20 protein-coding genes are annotated in these 23,984 nt (G+C 73.1%); 6 read left to right on the top strand and 14 right to left on the bottom strand.

Features of this window, described 5'->3' with window-relative positions; genetic code table 11:
• Window positions 1–2: 2 nt before the first annotated feature.
• On the bottom strand, window positions 3–878 hold the full coding sequence (locus ACFY2Z_RS09135; RefSeq protein ID WP_390743541.1) for a universal stress protein: 876 nt from the start codon (window positions 876–878) through the stop codon (window positions 3–5).
• A gap of 586 nt (window positions 879–1,464) precedes the next feature.
• On the opposite strand from ACFY2Z_RS09135, the gene ACFY2Z_RS09130 reads away from it, so the two are divergent.
• The gene (locus tag ACFY2Z_RS09130) at window positions 1,465–1,920 is read left to right on the top strand and encodes a cyclic nucleotide-binding domain-containing protein (RefSeq protein ID WP_311697727.1); all 456 of its coding nucleotides are present in this window, start codon (window positions 1,465–1,467) and stop codon (window positions 1,918–1,920) included.
• A gap of 10 nt (window positions 1,921–1,930) precedes the next feature.
• On the top strand, window positions 1,931–2,584 hold the full coding sequence (locus tag ACFY2Z_RS09125; RefSeq protein WP_390743517.1) for a CBS domain-containing protein: 654 nt from the start codon (window positions 1,931–1,933) through the stop codon (window positions 2,582–2,584).
• A gap of 28 nt (window positions 2,585–2,612) precedes the next feature.
• Here the strand turns inward: ACFY2Z_RS09125 and ACFY2Z_RS09120 are convergent, their stop codons facing one another.
• The 4 genes from ACFY2Z_RS09120 to ACFY2Z_RS09105 all read right to left on the bottom strand — a co-directional run bounded on the left by ACFY2Z_RS09120 (window position 2,613) and on the right by ACFY2Z_RS09105 (window position 5,896).
• Entirely contained in the window at window positions 2,613–3,206 is a 594-nt protein-coding gene (locus tag ACFY2Z_RS09120) for a hypothetical protein (RefSeq protein ID WP_390743516.1), read from the bottom strand.
• 138 nt (window positions 3,207–3,344) lie between these two features.
• A complete protein-coding gene (locus ACFY2Z_RS09115) occupies window positions 3,345–4,079 on the bottom strand; it encodes a CBS domain-containing protein (RefSeq protein ID WP_390743515.1) in 735 nt (244 codons plus the stop codon).
• A 52-nt stretch (window positions 4,080–4,131) separates the two neighbouring features.
• Window positions 4,132–4,806: a helix-turn-helix domain-containing protein gene (locus tag ACFY2Z_RS09110; RefSeq protein ID WP_390743514.1), complete on the bottom strand. Its 675-nt coding sequence runs from the start codon at window positions 4,804–4,806 to the stop codon at window positions 4,132–4,134.
• A gap of 19 nt (window positions 4,807–4,825) precedes the next feature.
• A complete protein-coding gene (locus tag ACFY2Z_RS09105) occupies window positions 4,826–5,896 on the bottom strand; it encodes a zinc-dependent alcohol dehydrogenase family protein (protein ID WP_390743513.1) in 1,071 nt (356 codons plus the stop codon).
• Between the two features lie 265 nt (window positions 5,897–6,161).
• Here ACFY2Z_RS09105 and ACFY2Z_RS09100 point away from each other — a divergent pair, with 265 nt between their 5' ends.
• Complete coding sequence (locus tag ACFY2Z_RS09100) at window positions 6,162–6,551, top strand: STAS domain-containing protein (protein WP_390743512.1); 390 nt, start codon at window positions 6,162–6,164, stop codon at window positions 6,549–6,551.
• A gap of 443 nt (window positions 6,552–6,994) precedes the next feature.
• On the opposite strand, the gene ACFY2Z_RS09095 is transcribed toward ACFY2Z_RS09100, so the two are convergent.
• The 3 genes from ACFY2Z_RS09095 to ACFY2Z_RS09085 all read right to left on the bottom strand — a co-directional run bounded on the left by ACFY2Z_RS09095 (window position 6,995) and on the right by ACFY2Z_RS09085 (window position 11,482).
• Entirely contained in the window at window positions 6,995–9,376 is a 2,382-nt protein-coding gene (locus ACFY2Z_RS09095) for a phosphoketolase (RefSeq protein WP_390743511.1), read from the bottom strand.
• Between the two features lie 68 nt (window positions 9,377–9,444).
• Entirely contained in the window at window positions 9,445–10,350 is a 906-nt protein-coding gene (locus ACFY2Z_RS09090) for a universal stress protein (RefSeq protein ID WP_390743510.1), read from the bottom strand.
• A gap of 223 nt (window positions 10,351–10,573) precedes the next feature.
• Window positions 10,574–11,482: a universal stress protein gene (locus ACFY2Z_RS09085; RefSeq protein ID WP_390743509.1), complete on the bottom strand. Its 909-nt coding sequence runs from the start codon at window positions 11,480–11,482 to the stop codon at window positions 10,574–10,576.
• 413 nt (window positions 11,483–11,895) lie between these two features.
• On the opposite strand from ACFY2Z_RS09085, the gene ACFY2Z_RS09080 reads away from it, so the two are divergent.
• The gene (locus tag ACFY2Z_RS09080; protein ID WP_390743508.1) at window positions 11,896–12,597 is read left to right on the top strand and encodes a response regulator; all 702 of its coding nucleotides are present in this window, start codon (window positions 11,896–11,898) and stop codon (window positions 12,595–12,597) included.
• A gap of 45 nt (window positions 12,598–12,642) precedes the next feature.
• Here ACFY2Z_RS09080 and ACFY2Z_RS09075 read toward each other — a convergent pair whose 3' ends face one another.
• Window positions 12,643–14,376, bottom strand: coding sequence for a GAF domain-containing protein (locus ACFY2Z_RS09075; RefSeq protein ID WP_390743507.1), 1,734 nt, complete (start codon window positions 14,374–14,376; stop codon window positions 12,643–12,645).
• A gap of 316 nt (window positions 14,377–14,692) precedes the next feature.
• Here ACFY2Z_RS09075 and ACFY2Z_RS09070 point away from each other — a divergent pair, with 316 nt between their 5' ends.
• The gene (locus tag ACFY2Z_RS09070) at window positions 14,693–15,802 is read left to right on the top strand and encodes an AI-2E family transporter (RefSeq protein ID WP_390743506.1); all 1,110 of its coding nucleotides are present in this window, start codon (window positions 14,693–14,695) and stop codon (window positions 15,800–15,802) included.
• 96 nt (window positions 15,803–15,898) lie between these two features.
• Entirely contained in the window at window positions 15,899–17,509 is a 1,611-nt protein-coding gene (locus tag ACFY2Z_RS09065; RefSeq protein WP_390743505.1) for a N,N-dimethylformamidase beta subunit family domain-containing protein, read from the top strand.
• A 33-nt stretch (window positions 17,510–17,542) separates the two neighbouring features.
• Here the strand turns inward: ACFY2Z_RS09065 and ACFY2Z_RS09060 are convergent, their stop codons facing one another.
• From ACFY2Z_RS09060 to ACFY2Z_RS09040, 5 genes are all read right to left on the bottom strand, one after another.
• The gene (locus tag ACFY2Z_RS09060) at window positions 17,543–19,069 is read right to left on the bottom strand and encodes an AMP-binding protein (protein WP_390743540.1); all 1,527 of its coding nucleotides are present in this window, start codon (window positions 19,067–19,069) and stop codon (window positions 17,543–17,545) included.
• Window positions 19,070–19,071: 2 nt separating this feature from the next.
• On the bottom strand, window positions 19,072–21,192 hold the full coding sequence (locus tag ACFY2Z_RS09055) for a chorismate-binding protein (RefSeq protein WP_390743504.1): 2,121 nt from the start codon (window positions 21,190–21,192) through the stop codon (window positions 19,072–19,074).
• A 260-nt stretch (window positions 21,193–21,452) separates the two neighbouring features.
• Window positions 21,453–22,532 carry a hydrogenase expression/formation protein HypE gene (gene hypE, locus ACFY2Z_RS09050; protein ID WP_390743503.1) on the bottom strand — a complete coding sequence of 360 codons (1,080 nt, stop codon included), beginning with the start codon at window positions 22,530–22,532 and terminating at the stop codon, window positions 21,453–21,455.
• Window positions 22,525–23,649, bottom strand: coding sequence for a hydrogenase formation protein HypD (hypD, locus tag ACFY2Z_RS09045; RefSeq protein WP_390743502.1), 1,125 nt, complete (start codon window positions 23,647–23,649; stop codon window positions 22,525–22,527). Before hypD ends, hypE begins: the two co-directional genes overlap by 8 nt.
• Window positions 23,646–23,954 carry a HypC/HybG/HupF family hydrogenase formation chaperone gene (locus tag ACFY2Z_RS09040; protein ID WP_390743501.1) on the bottom strand — a complete coding sequence of 103 codons (309 nt, stop codon included), beginning with the start codon at window positions 23,952–23,954 and terminating at the stop codon, window positions 23,646–23,648. The genes hypD and ACFY2Z_RS09040 overlap by 4 nt, the downstream gene beginning before the upstream one ends.
• Between the last annotated feature and the right edge of the window lie 30 nt (window positions 23,955–23,984).

Raw genomic sequence — 23,984 nt, 5'->3', positions numbered from 1 at the left:
GGTCACTCGTGCTGCGGCACGATCGCGACCGGGCAGTCCGCGTGGTGCAGCAGCGTGTGACCCACGCGGCCGAGCTGGAGGCCGAGGTGGCCCTTCCTGCGCCGCGCGCCGATGATCACGAGATCTGCTGCCGCCGAGCGCTTCAGCAGCACCGCGCGGGCCGGACCCTCGGCCGTGGCGGGCCGCACCCGGATACCCGGGTGTTCGGCCGCCGGGCCGCGCAGCAGTGCGTCGAGCAGCAGGGAGGCCCGCTGCTCGTGCAGGCGTACCGGGATGCCGGCGGGGGAGCAGTGGTCGGTGGGCTCGTATGCCGGGCGCCGCCAGGCCCGTACCACGTCGAGAACGCAGTCGCGTGCCTCGGCCTCGCAGAAGGCGAACCGCACCGCCTCGGTCGTCGAGGCGGGGTCCCCGACCCCGAGCAGGATGCGCTCGTGCGTACCGGCCAGCCCGGCCCGGTCGCCGCGGACGACGATCACGGGACAGTACGCCCGCGCGGCCACGGACAGACTGACCGAGCCGAGGAGCAGCCCCTTCAGTTCGCCGCGGCCCCGGGATCCGGTGACCAGGACGGCGGCGCTCTGGCCCTCGCGCAGCAACGCGGACACCGCGTCCTCGGGCAGGACTTCCGTGCAGACCCTCACCGCGGGATCGCGTCGACGGGCACGCTCGGCCGCCGACGCGACCACGTCGCCCAGCCTCGCTTCCTCGGACCGGTGCTCGGGATCGCACGACGGTGCCCCGCCTTCGTAGCGTTCCCACAGGGAGGCGTACACCAGCCGCAGCGGCAGTCCGTGCCGGGCCGCCTCGTCCGCGGCCCAGTCGACCGCGGTGAGACTGGGCTCCGATCCGTCGACGCCCACGACCAGGGGCAGTTCCATCCTTTCCACCGCCTTCCGCCGGGCTGCGGCGGCGCGCAGCGCCAAGCGTCTCCTTTCACCATCGCACCATGGACCGATTCGGCATCAGGGCGCGCGCGGCCTACTTCGGGGACGCACGGCCCCGCCACCCAGACCTGGCGGTTCCGCCGCTCGCGTGGTGTCCTGAAGGGGACGGGAAGGACCCGGGAAAGACGCGGAGCAGCGGCTTGCCTCCGCGCACCGCGCAATCAGGATCCGCGAGAAGCGGATGGGGTCCTTCCCGCCTCGTCATGGCGGACCGGTGGAGCCGCCGGGCGGCCCGGACGGCCGTGGGCAGGCCGGGCGACGAGCGTGGACGCGCGCCCCGCGAGGAGCACACGCCCCCGTCCGGATCGCGCGGGAGACGCCCTCGTGAGTCGTCCGGTCCCGGGACGGGGCCGACCGACCCCCTCCCGGGACCGGGCGGCCCGTGGCGCGGTACGCCGCGCGCGGCCACGCTGAACACAGGAATGACACGGTCTGCCGCAGAGCGCGGGAGGAAGCCGCTGCGCCACGCGAAGGACTCGCTGACCGGCCCCCGGCGACCGTAACGAAAGGACAGGGAGCGATGACCTCTGCCACCACCATGACCGCGGCCCTCCCGGTCGAGCACCGCGAACGGCTGATGCAGATCGCCCGCCACGTCTCCTTCCCGGAGGGAACCCGTCTGTTCGAGGAGGGCCGGCACGCCGACCGGTTCTGGATCGTCCGGACCGGCACGGTGGCGCTGGACCTTCATGTGCCCGGTCGCCGGGCCCCGGTCATCGAGTCGCTCGGCCATGGCGAACTGGTCGGCTGGTCCTGGCACTTCACCCCGCATGTGTGGCAGCTGGGTGCCGAGGCGATGACTCCGGTGCGGGCCTACGAGTTCGACGCGACGACCGTGCGGGCGATGTGCGACGCGGACCCCGAGTTCGGCCGTGCCATCGCCGTCTGGGTGGGCCGCGTCCTGGCCCATCGGCTGCACGCGGCCCGCACCCGGTTGCTCGATCTGTACGCCCCGTACGGCAGCGGGGAGCGCTGAGGAGGAGGCCGTGACGGACAGCCCGCGCCGGGTGGAGGACGTGATGACCCGCGCTGTCGTCGCCGTCGGCCGTGACGCCCCCTTCAAGGACGTCGTCGGCCTCATGGACCGGTGGAAGGTCAGCGCGCTGCCCGTCCTGGAGGGGGAGGGCCGTGTCGTCGGTGTCGTCTCCGAGGCCGATCTGCTGCCCAAGGAGGCGGTGCGGGAGAGCGACCCGGACCGGTACGCCGAGGCGCGCCGGCTGCCCGAGGCGGCCGGGGCGGAGGCGATGACCGCGGGCGAGCTGATGTCCTCGCCGGCGATCACGGTCCATCCCGGGAGCAGTCTCGCCCAGGCCGCCCGGATCATGGCCCAGCGCCGGGTCAAACGGCTTCCCGTGGTCAACGACGAGGGCATGCTCGAAGGCGTGGTCAGCCGGGCGGATCTGCTCAAGGTGTTTCTGCGGCCGGACGACGACATCGCCGGCGAGGTGCGGCGCGACATCGTCGACGTCCTGTTCCCTGCCCCTGTCGAGCCCGTCCACGTCATGGTGACCGAGGGTGTCGTGACCCTCACCGGGAAGGTCGGGGACACCGCCCTGATCCCGGTGGCGCTGCGGCTGGCCCATGCGGTCGAGGGCGTGGTCGACGTGGACAGCCATCTGTCCGGCACCGACCGGGAGTGACACGCTCCGCGTCGGCCGCCGGGGCGGGTCAGCCGGCCGTCCTGCGCCACTGCGGGCCGACCCACTCCCATTCCCGGTCCCATGCCTCCATGCGCCGGCGGTCCAGGCGCCCGCGCAGCAGCCGTCCGCAGACCAGTACCCCGGCCGCGGCGGCCATCCCGGCCAGCGTTCCCACGACCTGGGCCTGCGTCCGCGCCTGATCCGCGGTGGCGGGCCTGGAGACCAGCGCGCCCGACCGGTCCGTCCACACGGTGACCGCGGTCCCCGCCTTGGTACCCGACTGGACCCTGGCCAGCCCCGTGTGCGGCGAACCGGCGGCGGTCCAGCTCACCTGCGCCCACATACCGCCGTCGCCGTATCCGGACAGCGTCCCCGGCGTCCGGCCCACGTCCTCGGTCAGCACGGCACGGGCCGCGTGGGACCGGGCGCGGTGCGCGGCGAGCGCCTGGTCCACGACTCCCGCGACCGCCCGGCCCCCGAGCACGCCGGCCAGGAGCACGAACGTCCAGATGCCGAGGACCAGCCACGCCTCCAGCCGGTCGCTGCGGCGCCGCAGCGGATTGCGCCGCCACCGCCAGGCGCCCGGCCATCTCGTCCCCCTGATACGCCCTGTCGCTGCCATCGGCCGTCACCTTCTCGCGCGCGCCGTAGGACCGCTGTCTCGCCGTGTGCCGTGGGATCGCCCTCCTCGTGCCGTGCAACCGCCCCGGGTGTGAGGCGGGGTCATGAGGCGCCGCCGGGACGGCGCGGGCCGGTGTCATCACGGGATGCTTCCGGCGCTCCGGGCCCCGTGCACGACGCCGTCCGCGGGGTCGTCCGCGGGCAGGTCGGGATCGAGGTCCGGACGGCGGGGCGGACCCGCGAGCGCGCAGTCCACGTCCACCACGCCCTCGACGCCGCGCACCAGGCGCGTCACCACCGGGACGAGCGAGGTGTCCGGGACCCGCCCGGTCAGCCTCACGACCCCGTCGCGCACCTCCACCCGGACCGGCTCCGGCGGGGCCGGGAACAGATGGGCGACGATCTCGTCGCGGACCTCCTCGGCGATGTCCGCGTCCTCCCGCAGGAACACCTTCAGCAGGTCGGAGCGGCTGACGATGCCGAGCAACGCGCCGTCGTCGCTGACGACGGGGAGCCGTTTGACCCCGGACCGGGCCATGGTCCGGGCGGCCTGGCCGAGGGTCGCGTTGGCGGAGACGGCCACCGCCGGGGCGGTCATCAGCTCCTCGGCGGTCACCGCACCGGCCTTGACCAGCTCCGACAGCCGCTCCAGGCGGGACTGCCGGTCCTGGTCGCTGTCGCGGTACTCCTCCTTGCGCAGCAGGTCCGCCTCGGAGACGACGCCGACGACCCTGTTCTCCTCCTCCACCACGGGCAGGGCGCTGACGTTCCACTGCCGCATGGCCCTGACGATGTCCTTGAACGTCGCCGTGCGGCCCAGTGCGACAACCTTGCGGGTCATGACGTCGCCCACGAGGCGCGGGGTGCCGTGCATGGTGTCCTCCGGTGGTGTCGAGACGGGGACGGGGTGGCGAGCCGTGCCCGGGTCATACGGTGATGCGCCGCCCGGTGATGCTGAGTGGCTCGATCCGGATCCACAGGTCCCGTTCCCCGCCCGCCCACGGCTCGCTGTACGCCTGCTCCTCCAGCCGTTGTACGGAGTCGGGATCCGTGACCGTGCTGGCGTGCCCGCGCACCAGGACGCTCCAGCCCTGGCTGAACGCGGCGTCGATGCGGTCGACCTCGAAGGCCACCTGGGTGCCGGACGCCTGGGACGGCACGGAGCCCGGGGCGGTTCTGAAGACGACGGCGCCGTCCATGACGCCGTAGTTCACGGGGACGATCTCCGGTCCCGAGACGGTGGGCACCGCCAGGCGTCCCACACCGTGCGACGAGAGCAGGTCACGGCACTCCTGGACGGTTATCTCGGAGAACTTCGGATGCCCCCCGGCCTGCCCCAGGCCGGGGGGCAGCTCGACGTCGCCGCCGGTCAGTTCGAGCACCGTGGTCTCGAGCGCTCCGGCCAGCCGGAGCAGGGTGCTCACGCCCGGCGCGGCGGTGGGCTGCTCCTCCAGATACTGCAGATAGCTGGAGGCCATCCCCGCCCGGGCGGCCGCCTGGCACCGGGACAGACCGAGTTCCTCTCGCCGCAGAGCGAGCCTGCGCCCTAGAGCGCCCGCGGGATGGCCTTCCGTCGTGTTCGACGATCCCTGTACGGCCATGGCCCGTCACTCCTTCTCCTCACGCCGCCCGGACGGCGACGACCTCGTGCTGCTCCCCGCCCAGTACCACCTTGAGTGCGCCGGTGTCGGCGCCCCGGCTGAAGACGTCGTAGGCCTCCTCCATCTGATCCAGCGGGAAGGTGTGCGTGACCAGAGAGGAGGTGGGCAGCCGGCCGGCGGCCGCCATCCGCAGCAGCGTGGGGGTGGAGTAGGTGTCGACCAGTCCGGTGGTGAGAGTGATGTCCTTGCTCCAGAGTTCCTCGAGGTGCAGGGTCACGGGCTTGCCGTGGACGCCGATGTTGGCCACGTGTCCGCCGGGGCGCACGATGCGGGTGCACAGCTCGAAGCTCTCCGGCGCGCCTACCGCCTCGATGACGACGTCGGCGCCCAGCCCGTCGGTGAGGTCCGCGATCAGCTGCTCGGGGGCCTGGCCGGCGTCGGACAGTGCGTCCGCACCCAGCTGTTTCGCGGCGTCCAGCCGGGTCGGGGCCCGGTCCACGGCGACGATGCGTTCGGGGGCGAACAGCCGGGCCGTGGCGATCGCCGCGAGCCCGATGGGCCCGGTTCCCACGACGACGACGGTGTCCCCGGGGCGTACGTGTCCGTTGAGCACCCCCACCTCGTAGGCCGTGGGGAAGATGTCCGCGAGCAGGACCGCGTCCTTGCTGTCCACGGTGCCGGGCAGCGCATGGAGGGACAGGTCGGCGTAGGGGACGCGGACGTACTCGGCCTGGGCGCCGTCGATCAGCCGGCCGAGGATCCAGCCCCCACCGCCGCGGCACTGGCCGTACGTCCTCTCCCAGCAGTAGCCGCACCGGCCGCAGGCGGTGATGCAGGAGACCAGGACGCGGTCGCCGGGCCCCACGGTGTGCACGTCGTTGGCGGTCTCGACGACCTCGCCGACCGCCTCGTGGCCCAGCACGGTGCCGGGACGGGTCTCGGGCACGTCGCCCTTGAGGATGTGCAGGTCCGTCCCGCAGATGGTGACGGTGTCGACGCGCACGATCGCGTCGGTGGGGTCCTTGATCGCGGGGTCCGGGACCTCTTCCCAGGCGGCCTGGCCGGTGCCGTGGAAGACGAAGCCCTTCATGGCGATCCTCCCTCCTGTCCCCGGGCCGGCTGCGGTCGGGGGACGCGTGGAAGCCGTGGGGCCGGGACATCCGGCAGGATGCGACTACTGCCCTTCCTATCCAGCTTGTCCGATTCTCTCAGGAAACGCTTGGGCCGGTCGGCCCCGATCCCGCGGGCCTCCGGGCGTCACCCCCCGCCGAAGACGGCACCTTCCCCGTTCGGCCCTGGCCGAAGGGGGCCGAACGGCCCTACCGGGGGCGGGCCTGTTCCGCTTGGCTCTCAGCATGTTCGCAGTGCAGTCCGGGTGGTCGTCGGGGGAACCTGGACACACAGGGCGCGGGACGGCCGTCGTACGGCTGCGCGGCGAGATCGACATTCTCGCGGTGCGGGCCGTTTGTCCCCGGCTGGACGCGCTGACCGCCGGGGAGCGACCGGATCTGGTGCTGGATCTGCGCGCGGTGTCCTTCGTCGACTGTGCCGGGCTGGGCCTGCTGTGCCGCGTGCGCAACCGTGTCGTCGCACGGGGCGGCCGGCTGCGACTCCTCGTCGACGGCACCTGTGTCTCTCAGGTCCTGCGCCGCGCCCGGCTGGCCGGCGTCTTCGACCTGTGCTCCGGCGTGCCGGAGGACATCTCCCTCACCCCCGGCCCGGGCATCACCCGCGCGACGGACTGATTCCGGCCCCAGAGTGCCCCCGCTGCTGCCGTGACGGCGGGCGGACGCGGTCCTGGACCGGTCATCGAGCGGTCACCGACGCAGCGGCGACGGACAGGTTCGGCCGCAGTCGGGCCACTGAGCGACATGTCCCGCGCAGCACGGCCAGGGCCCGATCGGAGTGCATGTGTGCCGGACGGACACCGACCTCACCGTGGAGATCAGCGACCGCAGCCACCATCTGCCCCAGCCGCGCCTGGCGGCCGGGGACGAGGAGTGCGGACGGGCCTGCTGCTGGTGCGGATGGTCTCCGACGGCTGGGGCGTCCGGCCCACGGACGAGGGGACGACGACCTCGTTCAGCCTCAAGGTCTGACACCGGCGGCTCGGCCTCGAGCGTGGAGCGCGGCGGCAGGCCACCGACGCCGGCGGCCGTCTTCCCCTCAGTCCTTCGGGCCCTCGGTGTCAGGACGCCCAGGTCCAGTCGGCGACCTCGGGCAGATCGGTGCCGTGCTCGCGGATCCAGGCCTCGTGACGGGTACGGACGTCGGCCATCTGCTGGCGTACTCCGGCGGCGCGGACCGCGAGCCCGGGGACACGGTCGATGACGTCCATGACCAATCGGTAGCGGTCGAGGTCGTTGCGGACCACCATGTCGAACGGGGTGGTCGTGGTCCCCGCTTCCTTGTACCCGCGCACATGCAGATTGCGGTGGCCGTCGCGGCGGTAGGCGAGCCGATGGATCAGCCAGGGATAGCCGTGGTACGCGAAGATGACCGGCTTGTCGGCGGTGAAGAGGCCGTCGTACTCGAAGTCCGTCATGCCGTGGGGGTGTTCCTCGTGCGGCAGAAGCCGGGTCATGTCCACCACGTTGACCACCCGCACCGCCAGCTGGGGCAGATGGCGGCGCAGCAACTGGGCGGCGGCCAGCACCTCCTGTGTCGGCACGTCGCCCGCGCAGGCGAGTACCACGTCCGGCTCGCCGCCGTTCTCGGTGCCCGCCCACTCCCAGATCCCGGCGCCGCGGGCGCAGTGGACACGGGCCTGGTCCATGGAGAGCCAGTCGAAACAGGGCTGTTTGCCGGCCACGATCACATTGACGTAGTCGCGGCTGCGCAGGACGTGGTCCGCGACTGAGAGAAGGGAGTTGGCGTCCGGCGGCAGATAGACGCGGACGACCTCGGGGCTCTTGTTGAGGACGTGGTCGACGAAGCCGGGGTCCTGGTGCGAGAAGCCGTTGTGGTCCTGGCGCCACACATGGGAGGTGAGCAGATAGTTGAGGGACGCGACGGGGGCGCGCCAAGTCAGCCGCCGGGATGTCCTCAGCCACTTGATGTGCTGGTTGACCATGGAGTCGACGATGTGCACGAAGGCCTCGTAGCAGGAGAACAGTCCGTGCCGTCCGGTGAGGAGGTAGCCCTCCAGCCAGCCCTGGCAGAGGTGTTCCGAGAGGATCTCCATCACGCGGCCGTGCCGGTCCAGGTGTTCGTCCACCGGCAGAATCCGGGCCTGCCAGGCCTTGCCGCTGGCGTCGAAGACGGCCTCCAGCCGGTTGGAGGCGGTCTCGTCGGGGCCGACCAGCCGGAAGTCCCGCCGGGCGGCGGTGTCCTTCATGATCTGTTCGAGCAGCCCGCCGAGGACCCGGGTGGGCTCGTGCAGGGTGGCGCCCGGCTTGTCGACGGGCACCGCGAAGCCGTCCAGGTCCGGGATCGGCAGATCGCGGACGAGCAGCCCGCCGTTGGCGTAGGGGGTGGCGCCCAGGCGACGGTGTCCCGGGGGCACACACGCCAGGACGTCGGCGCTCGGGCGGCCGTCGGCGTCGAACAGTTCCTCGGGCCGGTACGACCTCAGCCACGCCTCCAGCTGCCGGAGGTGCTCGGGGTTCTCGCGGACTCCGGCGAGCGGCACCTGGTGGGCCCTCCAGGTGCCCTCGACCGGCACGCCGTCCACTTCCGCCGGTCCGGTCCAGCCCTTGGGGGTGCGCAGCACGATCATCGGCCAGTGCGGACGATCGGGCACCCCTTCCTCGCGGGCGGTGCGCTGGATCAGGGCGATACGGTCCAGGGCCTCGTCGAAGGCCGCGGCGAGGGCCCGGTGGACCTGGTGGGGGTCGTCGCCGGCGACATGGATCGGCTCGTGGCCGTATCCCCGCAGCAGCGCGTCGAGTTCGGGCTCCGGGAGCCGGGACAGCACCGTCGGGTTGGCGATCTTGTATCCGTTGAGATGCAGGATCGGCAGCACCGCGCCGTCGTGCACCGGGTCGAGGAACTTGTTCGAGTGCCACGAGGCGGCCAGCGGTCCGGTCTCCGCCTCGCCGTCGCCGATCACACAGGCCACCAGCAGCTCCGGGTGGTCGAAGGCGGCGCCGTAGGCGTGGGCGAGCGAGTAGCCCAGCTCGCCGCCCTCGTGGATCGAGCCCGGCACCTCGGGCGCGACATGGCTGGGGACGCCGCCGGGGAAGGAGAACTGGCGGAACAGCTTCGCCATCCCCTGCGCGTCCCGGGTCACGTCCGGACAGGTCTCGCTGTAGCTGCCCTCCAGCCAGGAGTTGGCGAGCACGGACGGACCGCCGTGCCCCGGCCCCCAGACGCACAGGGCGTCGAGACCGCGCGCCGTGATGACCCGGTTGAGATGGGTGTAGACGAGGTTGAGCCCGGGCGAGGTGCCCCAGTGGCCGAGCAGTCGCGGCTTGATGTGCCCGGGCCGCAGGGGCTCGGTCAGCAGCGGGTTGGACATCAGATAGATCTGGCCCGCGGCGAGGTAGTTCGCGGCCCGCCAGTGGGCGTCCAGGGTGCGCAGTTCGTCGTCGGTGAGTTGGGTGCCGGTCGGCTGGTCGGCCTGGGGCATGGGTGACTCCACAAGTCGTCAGAGGGTGCTCGGCGGCGGGGACAGGGCGGCGCGGGGCCGGTGCCGGGTCAGTCGTGGGCGACGACGGCGACGGGGGTGGTGGAGTGGTGCAGTACGGCGTGGGTGACGGAGCCGATACGGGTGCCGAGCGCGTTTCGGCGGATGCGTCGGCCCACCACGACCAGCGACGCCTCCCGTGAGGCGTCGGCCAGCAGGGCGGCGGCGCTGCCCATGCGGGACCGTCCTACCACCTCGACCGCGGGATACTTCTGCCGCCACGCGCCCAGCACCTCGTTCAGGGCGAGGGACCGCTCCTGCGCGTACTCCTCGTACAGGTCGACACCGGCGGCCAGTGCGTCGACGGAGGTGAACGGCATGTCCCAGGCGTGTACGACGTGCAGTGCGGCGGCGCGTCGGGCGGCCTCCTCGAAGGCGAACCCGAGCAGCGACGCGTCCGGGCTGCGGAGGTCGAGCCCGAGGACCACGGGGCGGAACGGGGCGGCGGCGGACGGGATCCCCACGGGGTCCCGCTCGTGCTCGTCGGCCGCCTGCTCCCGCGCACGGACCAGGACCACCGGCCGTACGGCGTGGGCGACGACGGCGAGCGACACCGAGCCGACCAGGAATCCGCCGATGCCGCTCAGCGCGCGCGTCCCGAGGACGAGCAGCTCGGCGTCCTCGGCCGCCCGCACCAACTGCTCGACGGGCCGTCCCACGAGATGCTCGGCGGTCACCGCGACGCCGGGGTGGCGCAGCCGCAGCCCCTCGGCGGCCTCCCGGGGGATCCTCTCGGTCCAGTGCTGATCCGTCTCGGCACCCAGCAGCGGGGCCTGCATCAGGGGACCCGGCGCGGGCTCGCAGACATGGACCAGCGTGAGCGGCAGGCCGCGCAGTCCCGCCTCGCGGGCGGCCCACTCGGCGGCGGCCCGGCTCTCGGACGAACCGTCGAGGCCGGCGATGACGGGGCGGGGCATGATCTCCACCTCCTGAATCGTGGATCCCGGGGCTTCCCGGATCCGCTCCCAGCGTCGCCTTGCGGGGCCCGTACGGTGCAGGGGCCGCACGTCCCCTCCAAGGGCCGACCGGCCCCTGGGAAGGCGGCCGGCCGAGCCGGGTACCCCCGCGCCGGCTTCCGAATCGGTCACCGGGCTGTCCGCGTACGGGCCCCCTGGCTCTTTCAGGTGTGCCCGAGTTCCTTCAGGTGTAGGGGACTACGGCGACCGGACAGGCGGCGTGGTGCAGCACCGCATGGGTGACCGCGCCGATGAGTGGACCGAGACGGGTGTCCCGCCGGCGGCGCCCCACGACGAGGAGGGAGGCGCACGTCGAGGCGTGCACCAGTTCGGCGGCGGGCCGCCCCTCCGTGACGGTCTCGGTGACCCGGACCCGGGGGAACTTCTCGCACCAGGGGCGCAGCGCCGCCACCACGAAGTGCTCCCGTTCGGCGGCGTTCTCCCCGGGGCGTGCCGGGTCCGACCGGCCGCAGGCGCCGCAGCCCGGCCCGGCATCGATGGCGTGGATCACGCGCAGCCCGGCGCCACGGTGGCGGGCCGACTCGAAGGCGAACCCGATCAGCTCGTCACAGGGGTGCTCGGTGTCCAGTCCGAGGACGACGTCGCGGTAGGGGGTCTCCGGTATCTCGTCGGGCGAGAGGCCGTCCAGGGCGGGCAGATGCTCGTCGGTGCAGGCCTCGCCGGCGCGGACGAGCACCACCGGCCGCGGTGACCGGGCGACGACGCGCTGGGACACCGAACCGAGCACGAAGCCCGAGATCCGGCCGAGGCCCCGGGAGCCGAGCACCAGTACCTCCGACTCCTCGGCGGCCGCGAGCAGCACCGTCACCGGCGAGTCGGGCATCAGCGCCTCCTCCACACGCAGGCCCGGGTGCGCGGCCCGCACACTGGCCATCGACCGCCGCAGGGCACGCTCGGCGGCGCGGAGCCGTCCGGTGTCGACGGGCACGGCGGTGCCGGACTCCGGCTTCCGGTACCAGGCGTGCACCAGGCGGAGCCCGGCGCCGCGCCGCAGCGCCTCCCGCGCGGCCCAGTGAGCGGCGGCGAGGCTCTCGGCAGATGCGTCGACTCCCGCGGTGACATGCTGAGCCATGGTGCGCACCTCCAGCGCGTGCGGCGTGCGGGCCGTGGTGCCCGCACGTCGAGCCTCGTCCGGGTGCCGTGGTGTGCGCAGGGCCGCTCAGACCTGTCAGGGGGCCGGGCGGCCCCTGGCCGGGGCCGGACCGCGGGCCCGCGCCGAACGGCGCCGGGCTCTCCACCCACCAGGAAGGTTGTCCCGGGTTGCGCGCCCACCGCGAGGTGGTGACGGGTGCTCCCCCGACGACCAGCATGCTCCGCGCGGTGCCCGCCGACCACCGGGAGCAGCCGCCGCGGACCGGCCACGAGGCGTCACGGTGATCCGCGAGCAGTGGGCCGAACGGCCCTAGTACTTCCGGTCACCGTGGGCGAAGATCGTGATCGCGGGCGTCCCGCAGCCCGCCCCGCACCGAGAACGAGAGGGTTCCGATGGCTGAGGCGCCCACCTTCACCGTGGAGGACCCCATCCGGGTCTTTCTGCTGGACGATCACGAGGTGGTCCGACGCGGCCTGGCCGATCTGCTGGACTCCGAACCCGACATCTCGGTGGTCGGGGACGCCGACACCATGGAGCACGCGCTCTCTCGCGCCCCGGCGCTGCGGCCGCACGTCGCCGTCCTCGACGTACGCCTGCCCGACGGCGACGGCATCAGCGTGTGCCGTGAGCTGCGCAGCCGGATGCCGGAGCTGGCCTGTCTGATGCTGACCTCGTTCGACGACGAGGACGCGCTGCTCGACGCGATCATGGCGGGTGCCTCGGGCTATGTGCTCAAGCAGATCAAGGGCTCGGACCTGATCTCGGCGGTGCGCACCGTCGCCTCCGGGCAGTCCATGCTGGACCCCGCGACCACGGCACGGCTGATGCGCTCGCTGCGCTCCGACCCCGCCGAGCAGCAGCCCGTCGCCTCCGAACTGGCAAGCCTGTCGCCGCGCGAGCGGGACATCCTCGCGCTGATCGGGGACGGGCTCACCAACAGGGAGATCGGCAAGAAGCTGTACCTGTCGGAGAAGACGGTCAAGAACCACATCTCCCGGCTGCTCGCCAAATTGGGGGTGCAGCGGCGGGTCCAGGCCGCGGTCCTCGCCTCCCAGCTCGCGCCGCCGGAGTCCGGGGACGGTCACGCCCGGTGAGTCGGCGGCCCCCGGCAGATTCCGGCTGAGGTGACCGCCGGGCCGTCAGTCCCGCGGCGGCCGTACCGGGACGCTCCACACGAGCCGTGTCCCGCCGCCCTCGTGACGTTCGCCGACCGTGAGCGTGCCGCCCAGGGCGGCGGCCCGTTCCTCCAGGTTCCGCAGCCCGCTGCGGTCCGCGTCCCGCGGCACCCCGCAGCCGTCGTCGGCCACCGTGAGCGTCAACTCGCCCGCCGCGAGCTGCAGGTGCACGTCAACGGAGCGGGCCCCGGAGTGCCGGGCCGCGTTGCTCAGGGCCTCGCCGAGGACGGCGATCACATGGTCGGCCGCGTCGTCGGGGACCTCGGTGTCCACGAGGCCCTCGATCCGCAGCGCGGGGGTGAAGCCGAGGGAGGTGGCCGAGGCCGTCACCGTGGTGGACACCCGGGCGCGCAGACCGGTCTGCTCCTTGGCCTGGCCGCCGTGGGTGCGCAGCCCGAAGATGGTGGACCGAATGATCTTGATGGTCTCGTCCAGGTCGTCGACGGCCCGGGACAGCCGTTCGGCGGCCTCGGGGTGGTCGACGAAGCGCTGGGTGCTCTGGAGCGTCATCCCGGCCGCGAACAGCCGTTGGATGGCCAGGTCGTGCAGGTCGCGGGCGATCCGGTCGCGGTCCTGGAGCAGCGCGATCTGTTCGGCGTCCCGGCGGCGCTCGGCCAGCTCCAGCGCGAGCGCGGCCTGTCCCGCGAACCCGAGCAGCGGACCGGCGTCGGCGTCCGTGAACGGCGTACCGCCCGCCGTGCGTCCGAGCAGCAGCACCCCGAGGGACTTGCCGCTGGCCACCAGCGGCACCCCGAGCACGGGCCCGAGCCCGGCCCACAGATCCGAGTCCCGGTCGATCCGGGCGTCCTTCTGGATGTCGGCGCTGACCACCGGCTCCGCCGTGCTCAGCGCGGCGTCCACGAACCCGTCCTGTCCTGACAGCACGAGGCCCCGCCGGCGCTCGGACTGCGAACCGACCGCGAGCAGCGGCCGCAGCACGGTCTCCCCGGACACCCGTTCGGCGATCATGCCCACCTCGGCGGAGACGATCCCCAGCGCCTGCTCGACGATCAGCTCCAGTACCTCCGGGCCGGGGGCGCCCGACAGCAGAGCGCTGGTGACCTGGGAACTCGCCCTGAGCCAGCGTTCACGCAGCCGGGTCTCCTCGAACAGCCGGGCGTTCTCGACGGCGACACCGGCGGCCACCGCAAGCGTGGACAGCACCGCCTCGTCCTCCGCGTCGAACTCCGCGGCGCCGCGCTTCTCGGTCAGATAGAGGTTTCCGAAGACCCGGTCGCGCACCCGGATGGGAGCGCCGAGGAAGGAGTGCATCGGGGGATGGTGGGCGGGGAAACCGTAGGAGGCCGGGTGCTCCGAGAGCTCGGCGAGACGCAACGGCTCCGGATGCCGGATCAGCTCGCCGAGGATGCCGTGCCCGCTGGGCAGCGCCCCGATCTCCGCACGCCGGCCCTCGCTGATGCCGACGGTGTGGAACTCGGAGAGCATGCGGTCGTCACCGATCACGCCGAGCGCGCCGTACTCGGCGTCCACGAGGACCACGGCCGCCTCGACGATGCTGCGCAGCACCTGCGGCAGGTCCAGTTCCCGTCCGACGGAGAGTACGGCCTCCAGGAGACGGTGGACCCGGTCCTGGGTGCCACGGGCCGCGTCGATACGGGCCTGCAGCTCGTCCAGGAGCTCGTCCAGCCGCAGTTTGGGCAGGTGCTGCTCCGACCGCTCCGGCCCTTTGCCGCTCATCACGTCCTCCGACCGCATCGCACAGACAAGGTGCGGACCGCCAGCGCCCCCTAGGCCCTCACGATACTGGCTGAGAGCCCCGACCGAGGAGCGCCACTGACGCAAAGTGACACCTTGGCCAGGGACTTTCACCCGGGGGCCGTCACCGCCACCAGGTGGGCGAGTTGCACCCGACCGCCGACCGCTTTGCACCTAATGTGCTATGAGATGACCACATGTGCTGTGGGGACGCCACGGCCGGGACACGGGAGCTGCGGTGGCGTATACGGGCGGCCCGGCACAAGGGCCGGGGCGAGGGCGCAGGGCGGCTGCCGTCGTGCTGGGCAGCCGGCCGTCGCACTCCGTACGCGTCACCCGGCGCGCCACGACCTCCTCCGTGGCGAGGGCCGAGCGCCCGGTCCGCTGGCTCCGCGTCACCGCCGCCTACGCCTGGCGTCTGATCCTCGTCGGGATCGTCGTCTACGGCGCCTTCTCCATCCTGGGGCGCTTCCAGCTCATCGCCGTGGCCCTGTTTCTGGCTCTCGTCATCACCTCGGTGCTGCGGCCCGTCACCGACCTGGTGAGCCGTCGGCTCCCCCGGTCCCTGACCGTCGCCGTCTGCCTGGTCGGCAGCATCCTTCTCCTCTTCTCCGTCCTCGCCCTGGTGGGCGACGCGGTGGCGGGCGAGTCGGCAAAGCTGGCCGACGAGTTCCGCGGCGGCATCCGGGAGATCGAACGATGGCTGGAACGCCCGCCGTTCCGGCTCAGCCCGCGCAAGCTCTCCGATCTTCAGCAGCAGATCGTCTCCTATCTGTCCTCCCACCGGGCCATGCTGCTGAACAGCGCCGTCAGCGGCCTCGGCCGGATCGTCGAACTGGTCACCGGAGGCGCGCTCGCGGTCTTCTCCTCGGTGTTCTTCCTCCACTCCGGCGAACGGCTGTGGCGCTGGACGCGGGACCGGCTGGTGCCCCGCGCCGGGCGGGAGGCGTGGGACCGGGCGGGGCACGCGGCCTGGCACACGTTCGCCGGATACACCCGGGGCATCATCATCGTCGCCGCCACCAACGCCGCGCTCGTCGGCGCCGCCCTGTTCCTGCTGCGGGTGCCCCTCGCGCTGCCGCTCACCCTGCTGGAGTTCTTCGCCACCTTCGTGCCGCTGGTCGGCTCGCCGGTCGCGCTCGCCGTCGCCACGGTGATCGCGCTGGCCGGCCGCGGCCCGCTCACGGCGGCCGCCGTGCTGCTGCTCATCGTCGTGATCGGCCAGATCGAGGGACATGTGCTGCACCCCCTCGTGATGAGCTGGGCCGTCCGTCTGCATCCGCTCGTCGTCGCCGTGTCCGTCATCGGGGGCAGCATCGTCGCGGGCGTGATCGGGGCCGTCGTCGCCGTCCCGTTCATCTCCGTCGTCTGGGCGGTGGTGCAGGCGCTGCGGCCCGCCCCGTCGTAGCGCCCGGGATCCGCCGCGCGGGCGGCCCCCACCGTGCTGTGCCACCCTGGCCGGGAAGAGGGCGAGGGGCGTCGGCCGAACCGTGCGGGAGGCGATGTGGGCCCCGAGAAGCCGAACAGGGCGGAACAGGGACAACACCAGCACCAGCACCGAAGTCAGGAACCCGAAGGCACCGACCGCCTCAGGCGCAGGCACTTCCTCGGCGCGTGCGCCTGCCTCGGGCTCACCTCGGCGACGGCCGCCGCCTGCGACCCCGCCCCCGCCGCGCACCGGCGCCCCCAGGGGACCGCTTCCCGCCTGCCCGAGGCCGAACGCGACCGCCCGGGGACCGCCGACTGGCGGGTCCGCTCGCCGGGTCCCGCACCCGCCGTCGCCGGTTACGCCGATCGGGTGAGCGTGATCCCGGGCGAGGAGTGCGGTCTGTACGTGTCGACGACCGCGTCGTCCTTCCGTGTCTCCGCCTTCCGCGTCGGCTGGTACGGCGGGGCCGGCGCCCGGCTCGTCTGGGCCTCGGAACGCATACCGGGGCGCACGCAGCCGGGCCCCCGGCTGCTGCCCGGCACCCGGACCGTCCGCGCGGACTGGCAGCGCACTCTGACGCTCGGCACCGGGGACTGGCCGGAGGGCGCGTACCTGCTGCGGCTGGAGGCGGACAACGGCCACCAGCGCTATGTCCCGCTGATCCTGCGCTCCGTCCGGGGCGCGGGCCGGACCGTGCTGATGCACGCCCCCGCCACCTGGCAGGCGTACAACCGGTGGGGCGGCTACAGCCTCTACGGGGGTCAGTCCGGCGCGTACGCCACCCGGTCACTGGCCGTCAGCTTCGACCGCCCCTACGACGGCGACGGCGCGGAGAAGTTCCTGGTGTACGAGCGCGCGGCGGTGGTCCTGGCGGAACGCCTCGGCATCCCCCTCGCCTACACCACCGGCCCCGACGTGCACCGCGACCCGGCCGTGCTGAGCGACGCGGCCGCCGTCGTCAGCCTCGGGCACGACGAGTACTGGACACCCGAGCAGCGCCGGCACGTCACCGAGGCCCGCGACGCCGGCACCAATGTGGTCTTCCTCGGCGCCAACACCTGCTTCCGCCGGGTGCGCCTCGAACAGGGCGATGCCCGGCCCGAGCGCACGGTGGTCTGCTACAAGACCGACGTCCGCGCCGACCCCTGCTACACCTCCCGCCCCGCCCTGGCGACGACGGACTTCCGCCACGCTCCCTCGCCCGACCCCGAGTCGTCGCTCACGGGCGTGCTCTACGAGGGCTACCCGACGGACGCGCCCTACGTCGTCCAGGCGGCGGACCACTGGCTGTACGAGGGAACGGGCGTGCGCCCCGGGGACGGCTTCGACCACCTGGTGGGCGTCGAGTACGACCGGGTCACCCCGGGCGCGCCCGTCCCCGAGCCGCTCGAGATCACGGCCCACTCGCCGCTCGTGTGCGACGGCCGCCGCAGCCACAGCGACTCGGCGTACTACACGGTCCGAAGCGGCGCCGGCGTCTTCGCGACCGGCACCATGCGCTGGGTGGAGGCCCTGCTGGCCGGCACCCCCGACGGCGGCCACGACCACGGCATGGACACCCGGACCGGCGCCTTCGTGACCCGTACGACGGAGAACCTTCTGCGCGCCTTCGCGCTGGGCCCCGCCGCACAGCACCGCCCCGCGCCCCGCCCGAACGTCGACGAGGTCTACCGGGCGGGCGGCTGACGGGCCGTCGGGGACGGGGCCGACGGGGGCAGGTCACCACGCTCCCCGTCGGACCAGATGGCGGCGGAGCCTTCCGGAGGGGGTACGGGGCAGCGACGGCACGAAGCTGACGCCCCAGGGGACCATGAAGGCGGCGAGGTTCTCCCGGGCCAGACAGACCAGGTCGGCCTCCAGGCCCACCGGGATCGGGGTGACCGGCACGACGAAGGCGCGCAGCCGGTGCGCTCCGGCATGGTCGGTGACGGCGACCACCGCCACCTCCCGCACCCCCGGATGCGTCCGCAGCAGTGCCTCGGCCTCCAGCGGTGAGACGGCGACGCCTCCGACCGTCTCCATGTCGTCCACGCGGCCCAGATGCGTGAAGGTGCCGTCGGGTTCACGGCGCGCCCGGTCCCGGGTGGCCAGCCAGCCCCCGACATGGGCGCGCCCGCTCTCCTCGGGCCGGTTCACGTACCTGGCCGTCACCGTGGGTCCGCGGACCCACAGTTCCCCGTCCCCGCCGTCCGGCACCGGTTCTCCGGCCGGGTCGCGCACCTCGACCTCGAAGCCGGGTACGGGACGGCCGACGGTGCCCGGGTGGTTGTGGTCGAAGCTGTTGGCGCAGAAGGCGTGTCCGGTCTCGGTGGAGCCGAGCTGTTCCAGGACGGGCGCGCCGAGCAGGCCGGTGACGCGGCGGGCCAGCCCGGTGGGCAGCGCCTCGCCGGACGAGACGGCGGCCCGTACGGACACGAAGCACGCCTCGTGCCCGTCCGCCCGCTCCGCGGCGAGGGCCGCGTACTGGCCGGGCACCGCGTACAGCAGGGTCACCCGGTGCCGCACGACCAGTTCGTCCACGGCGGCGGGCTCCGGGCGCCGGCCGGGGAGGACCGCGGAGGAGCCGGAGAACAGCGGGAAGACGAAGGCGTTGCCGAAGCCGTAGCCGGAGAACAGATGCGACAGCGACAGCGTGACGTCGTCGGGGGTGATGCGCAGCAGCCGTCGGGCGATGAGGTCGTGATACGCCTTCGGGTCGCCGTGGGTGTGCACGACGCCCTTGGGGCGGCCGGTGGTTCCGGAGGTGTACTGGACGAGGAGCGGGGCGTGGGCGTCGACCTGGTGCGCGGTGGCGGTGGGCAGGGCGGCCCCGCAGAGGGCGGCCAGCCGGTCGGCGGCGAGGCGGGCGCGGCGCGGGAACCGGTCGCCGAGGCCGGGACCGGTCACACACAGCACGGGCTCGCTGTCCTCGGCCAGGAACTCCAGTTCGGGCGGGGTGAGCCCGGGATTGACCAGGACCGCGACCGCCCCGAGGCGGGCGGTGGCGAGGAAGGCGGTGACCCAGGCGACGGAGTCGGGGAGGGCCAGGAGCACCCGGTCCCCGGGGCCGACCCCGTGCTCGGCGAGCACGGTGGCCGCCCGGGCCGCGAGATCGTGCACCTCGCCATGGGTCCAGCGGCGGTGGCCCTGGTGGAAGGCGGGCCGGCCGCTCCACCCACGGCGTTCCGCGAGCGCGGCGAGCTGGGCCGCGAGATTGCCGGGGGCCTCCGCCTCGGCCGGCGGCAGGGCGGGCCGGGGGGTGGTCATGGTCATCGTGCCGCCTCCTCGGTGGCCGGGGCGGAGGTGTGCTCGCGGTGGGCGCGCATCACGGCGGCGGTCTTGAGCAGCATCTCCTCGTACTCGGCGGCCGGATCGGAGTCGAGGACGATCGCGCCGCCGGCGCCGAGACCCATCAGGCCGTCGGCCAGTACGGCGGTGCGGACGACGAGACCGAGGTCGGCGGCGCCGCTGCAGCCGAAGTAGCCGAGGGCCCCGGTGTAGACGCCCCGGGCCTCGGTCTCCACCGCGCCGATGATCTCCATGGACCGCAGCTTCGGCGCACCGGTGACCGAGCCGCCGGGGAAGCAGGCGCGTACGCAGTCCACGGCGTCCGTGTCCTCGCGCAGCCGGCCCTCGACGATGGAGACGAGCTGGTGCACGGCCGCACAGGTCTCGGTCGCCATGAGCCGGGCGACCCGTACCGTGCCGGTCGCGCAGACCCGGCCCAGGTCGTTGCGGAGCAGGTCGACGATCATCAGGTTCTCCGCGCGGGTCTTGTCGTCCACGGCCAGCGAGTGCCGCAGCCGGGCGTCCTCCGCCGGGTTCGTGCCCCGGGGCGCGGTGCCCTTGACGGGCCGGGCCTGTGCGCTGCCGTCCCGGGTGATCCGCAGGAAGCGCTCGGGCGAGGAGCACGCCACGTCGAGGTCGCCGAACCTGAGGAAGGCCCCGTACGGCGCCGGGTCGACGCGGCGCAGCACCCGGTAGAAGCCCTGGGCGTCCTCGGGTGCGGGCAGCCGCGCGGCGTTGGTCAGACAGATCTCGTAGCTGGTGCCGGCCTCCAGCTCACGTCGGCAGGCGTCGATGTCGGCGAGATAGGCCGCACGGTCGCGCACCAGCCACGGCTCTGCGGCGGCGGCCGGCTCCGGCTCCACGGGGTCGGGGACGGCAGGGGGCTCTCCGGAGGAGACGAACGTGAGCCGGGCCGTCGCACTGTCGAGCCAGTCGGCGGCCTCCTGGGTGGCTGCCGGGTTGTCCTCCGCGACGCACACCGCGTAGGTGGCGCCCTCCTCGTGGTCCACGGCGATCAGCCGGTCCGCGAACAGCCAGCAGGCGTCGGGGGTTTCGGCCCGGTGCGTGTTGGGCGAGCCGCAGTCGGCCTTGGTCTCGTAGCCGAAGTAGCCGACATAGCCGCCGGTGAAGTCGAAGGGGAGGCCGGTGGCATCGACATGACGGGTGGCCAACTGCCGCTTGAGGTAGTCGAAGACGCTCGCCCGGACCCGGCGCACCGGCCGTCCGGGCCGCTCGATCTCGCAGACGCCGCTGTCGACGTCGTAGCGCACGAACTCGGCGAGCGGGCCGGTGCCGTCCCCGAAGAAGGAGAAGCGGGCGAGTCCGGGCTCGACGCGTGCGCTGTCGAGCCAGAAGGCCCGGGGGGCGTCGGCGCACATCCGGGCGAACGCCGCCTCGGCGTCGACGGCCGTGGCGAGCCGGCGGTAGTGGAGCCGGTGGGCGGGCCGGACGGTGCGGCGCGGGCGGGGGACGGAGGTCGCGGACTGCGGGATCGTGGTGTTCTTCGTACGGGTCCTGCGGGCTCGCTCGGCGGTCAGATTGCGGAAGTTGACAAGCATGCGGTGGCCGTAGTCGGTGAGCACCGACTCGGGGTGGAACTGCACGCCCCACAGCGGCCGGGTGCGGTGTCGGAGGCCCATCACGACCCCGTCCTCGGCCCAGGCGGTGGCCTCCAGGGTCTCGGGCAGCGGCTCGGCCACGGACAGCGAGTGGTAGCGGACCGCGGTGAAGTTCTGCGGCAGGCCCTGGAACAGGTCGCGGCCGTCGTGCCGGACCGTGGACAGATAGCCGTGCCGGGGCCGCGGCGCCGGAGTGACACTGCCCCGCTCCCCCACCGCGATGCCCTGATGGCCGAGACACACCCCGAGCACGGGTATGCCGGCCCTTGCGATCACTCTCGCTCCGATGCCGAAGTCCCGTGGCTCGGCCGGGTGTCCGGGGCCGGGCGACACCACCACGTTGTCGAACGCCGCCAGATCCGGCAGGTCCTCGACGGGGACGTCGTTGAGCACGACCACCGGCTCCTCGCCATTGACCTCGGCGATCAGCTGGAACAGGTTGTACGTGTAGGAGTCGTAGTTGTCGATGAGCAGGGTCTTCACCCGCCCACCTCCCTCGTGTCGGACTCGGGCCTGCCCGGGGCCGCCGCGCGGTCGTCCGCGGCAGGGCCCGCTCCCCGAGTGGAAGTCCGCCTCGCGGCCCGGCACCACCCGATGAGCGTCGGCGGCGGTAACGGGCTCCCTGAGGTCACATCGACGAGTACGCAGCGACGGCGGATCATGTTCAAAGCCCCCGGGCACGTCCAGGCGCCGGCCGCCCCCGCCCGGCGGGCCGCCGCCGCGCGGCGCCGGGGCCGAACGGGTCAGCAGATCCTGGGCAGTTGCTCCCCGATCGGCAGGTCGATCACCCGGGTGCCGCCGAGGCCGGTGCGGGCCACGACCATGCCCGGGTGCTCCACCACCGTCTCGCCGATGATCCGGGCCTCGGCGCCCAGCGGATGCGCCCGCATCGCGTCCAGGACGGCGTCGGCGTGCTGCCGCGGCACGAACGCCACGAGCTTGCCCTCGTTGGCCACGTACATCGGGTCGAGACCCAGCACGGCGCAGGCGTTGGCGACGGCGGGCGGGACCGGGACCTCCCGCTCGGTGATGACGACGCCGGTCCCAGAGGCGAGCGCGATCTCGTTCAGTACGGCCCCCAGCCCTCCCCGGGTGGGATCCCGCAGGACGTGCAGATCCGGGGTGACGGCGAGCATGGCGTCCACGAGTCCGCCGAGCGCCGCGCAGTCGCTCTCGATCTCCACGCCGAACTCCAGGCCCTCACGGACACTCATGATCGCCACACCGTGGGCCCCGATCGGGCCGCTGACGATCACGACGTCGCCGGGGACCACCCGCTGCGGCCGCAGATCGACGTCCGCCGGGATCAGCCCGATACCGGCCGTGTTGATGAAGACGCCGTCGCCGTGGCCGGCCTCCACCACCTTGGTGTCGCCCGTCGCCACCTCGACCCCGGCGGCCCGCGCCGCCGCGCCCAGCGCGTCGGCGACCCGGGCGACCGTCTCCAGTTCGACGCCCTCCTCCAGGATGAATCCGCAGGAGAGGTACGACGCCCGGGCACCGCTCATGGCGAGGTCGTTGACGGTGCCGTTGACCGCGAGGTCGCCGATGCTGCCGCCGGGGAAGAACAGCGGCCGCACCACGAAGGAGTCGGTGGAGAACGCCAGTCGCAGTCCCCCCAGCGACAGCGCGGCGGCATCGCCGAGCTGCGCCAGCGTGTCTCCTCCGTAGGCGGGCGCGAAGACGTCCCGCATCAGCTCCGCGGAGAGCGCCCCGCCGCCGCCGTGGCCCATGACGACGCGGGACTGGTCGCGCAGCGGGGCCGGGCAGGTCCAGGCCGCCGGGTCCACGGACGGCATGCGCAGATCGGTGGTGTCAGACAACGGGGGTCGCCTCCCGGGACGCGGGGGTCAGGTCCAGGCGCCGGTAGAGGTAGTACGCGGCGCAGGCGCCCTCGCTGGAGACCATCGTGGCTCCGAGCGGGGTGCGTGGGGTGCACAGGGTGCCGAACGCCTCGCACTCGTGCGGTTTGAGCAGGCCCTGCAGGACCTCTCCGCTGCGGCACTCGGCGGGTTCGCGGGTCCGGATGCCCTCCACCGCGAAGCGGTGCTCGGCGTCGTGGTCGCGGTACTTCGGGGACAGCCGCCAGCCGCTGTCGGGAATCACGCCGATGCCGCGCCAGGCGCGGTCGGCGACCTCGAAGACGTCCTCCAGCATGGCCTTGGCGGCCGGGTTGCCCTCGGCCCGGACGGCACGGGGGTAGGCGTTGTCGACACGGTGCTCGCCCCGTTCGAGCTGGGCCACGGTGCGGCGTACCCCTTCGAGGATGTCCAGGGGCTCGAATCCGGTGACCACGATCGGGACCCGGAAGCGCTCCGCCAGGTCCGGGTACTCGTCGACGCCCATCACGCTGCACACATGCCCCGCGGCCAGAAAGCCCTGGACGCGGCAGCTGGGCGACCGCATGATCGCCTCGATCGCGGGGGGCACCCGTACGTGCGACACCAGCATGCTGAAGTTCCGGATGCCGAGCCTGTGGGCCTGATGGACCGTCATCGCGTTGGGGGGCGCGGTGGTCTCGAAGCCGATGCCGAAGAACACCACCTCCCGGTCCGGGTTCTCCTGGGCGATGCGCAGGGCGTCGAGCGGGGAGTAGACCACCCTGACGTCCCCGCCCGCCCCCTTCACCTGGAACAGGTCACGGCCGGTGCCGGGCACACGCAGCATGTCGCCGAAGGAACAGAAGATCACGCCGGGGCGGGAGGCGATCTCCAGCGCCTTGTCGATGACCTCCAGCGGGGTCACGCACACGGGGCAGCCCGGGCCGTGGATCAGTTCCACCTCCTCGGGCAGCAGTTGGTCGATGCCATGGCGGATGATGGAGTGGGTCTGGCCACCGCAGACCTCCATCAGGGCCCAGGGCCTGGTCACCGTGGCGTGGATCTCGTCGAGGAGCCGGCGTGCCAGATCCGGGTCCTGGAATTCGTCGATGTACTTCACTGGCGTGCCTCCTCGCGCCCGGGCGGGAGCGTTCCGTCCGCTCCCGCCGCCGTTTCCCAGGGGTCGCCGAACTCCTCCTGCAGCATGCCGAGGGTTTCGAACAGTTCGAGCGTCTGCTTGGCCGACTCCTCGTCGAGGCGCTGCAGGGCGAAGCCGACGTGGACGATGGCGTACTCGCCGACCTGGATGTCGGGCAGGTACTCCAGGCACACCTCCTTGACGACACCGCCGAAGTCGACGGTGGCCATCCGGGTGCCGTCGCGTTCCTCGATGTCCAGCACTCTGCCGGGTACCGCAAGGCACATGGGCCTCTCCTCGCTGTGGATGGTGCGTCG

The sequence above is a fragment of the Streptomyces sp. NPDC001222 genome, assembly GCF_042896945.1.
Classification (GTDB): Bacteria; Actinomycetota; Actinomycetes; order Streptomycetales; family Streptomycetaceae; genus Streptomyces; species Streptomyces gibsoniae.
Note: the sequence above shows the minus strand (reverse complement) of the source record. Positions and strands in the feature narration are given on the sequence as shown.

What these genes read in the sequence shown, in the direction of transcription:
- ACFY2Z_RS09135 (WP_390743541.1), bottom strand. Translation starts at nt 878, where the DNA reads ATGGAACTGCCCCTGGTCGTGGGCGTCGACGGATCGGAGCCCAGTCTC.
- ACFY2Z_RS09130 (WP_311697727.1), top strand. Translation starts at nt 1,465, where the DNA reads ATGACCTCTGCCACCACCATGACCGCGGCCCTCCCGGTCGAGCACCGC.
- ACFY2Z_RS09120 (WP_390743516.1), bottom strand. Translation starts at nt 3,206, where the DNA reads ATGGCAGCGACAGGGCGTATCAGGGGGACGAGATGGCCGGGCGCCTGG.
- ACFY2Z_RS09115 (WP_390743515.1), bottom strand. Translation starts at nt 4,079, where the DNA reads ATGCACGGCACCCCGCGCCTCGTGGGCGACGTCATGACCCGCAAGGTT.
- ACFY2Z_RS09110 (WP_390743514.1), bottom strand. Translation starts at nt 4,806, where the DNA reads ATGGCCGTACAGGGATCGTCGAACACGACGGAAGGCCATCCCGCGGGC.
- ACFY2Z_RS09105 (WP_390743513.1), bottom strand. Translation starts at nt 5,896, where the DNA reads ATGAAGGGCTTCGTCTTCCACGGCACCGGCCAGGCCGCCTGGGAAGAG.
- ACFY2Z_RS09100 (WP_390743512.1), top strand. Translation starts at nt 6,162, where the DNA reads ATGTTCGCAGTGCAGTCCGGGTGGTCGTCGGGGGAACCTGGACACACA.
- ACFY2Z_RS09095 (WP_390743511.1), bottom strand. Translation starts at nt 9,376, where the DNA reads ATGCCCCAGGCCGACCAGCCGACCGGCACCCAACTCACCGACGACGAA.
- ACFY2Z_RS09090 (WP_390743510.1), bottom strand. Translation starts at nt 10,350, where the DNA reads ATGCCCCGCCCCGTCATCGCCGGCCTCGACGGTTCGTCCGAGAGCCGG.
- ACFY2Z_RS09085 (WP_390743509.1), bottom strand. Translation starts at nt 11,482, where the DNA reads ATGGCTCAGCATGTCACCGCGGGAGTCGACGCATCTGCCGAGAGCCTC.
- ACFY2Z_RS09080 (WP_390743508.1), top strand. Translation starts at nt 11,896, where the DNA reads ATGGCTGAGGCGCCCACCTTCACCGTGGAGGACCCCATCCGGGTCTTT.
- ACFY2Z_RS09075 (WP_390743507.1), bottom strand. Translation starts at nt 14,376, where the DNA reads ATGAGCGGCAAAGGGCCGGAGCGGTCGGAGCAGCACCTGCCCAAACTG.
- ACFY2Z_RS09060 (WP_390743540.1), bottom strand. Translation starts at nt 19,069, where the DNA reads ATGACCACCCCCCGGCCCGCCCTGCCGCCGGCCGAGGCGGAGGCCCCC.
- ACFY2Z_RS09040 (WP_390743501.1), bottom strand. Translation starts at nt 23,954, where the DNA reads ATGTGCCTTGCGGTACCCGGCAGAGTGCTGGACATCGAGGAACGCGAC.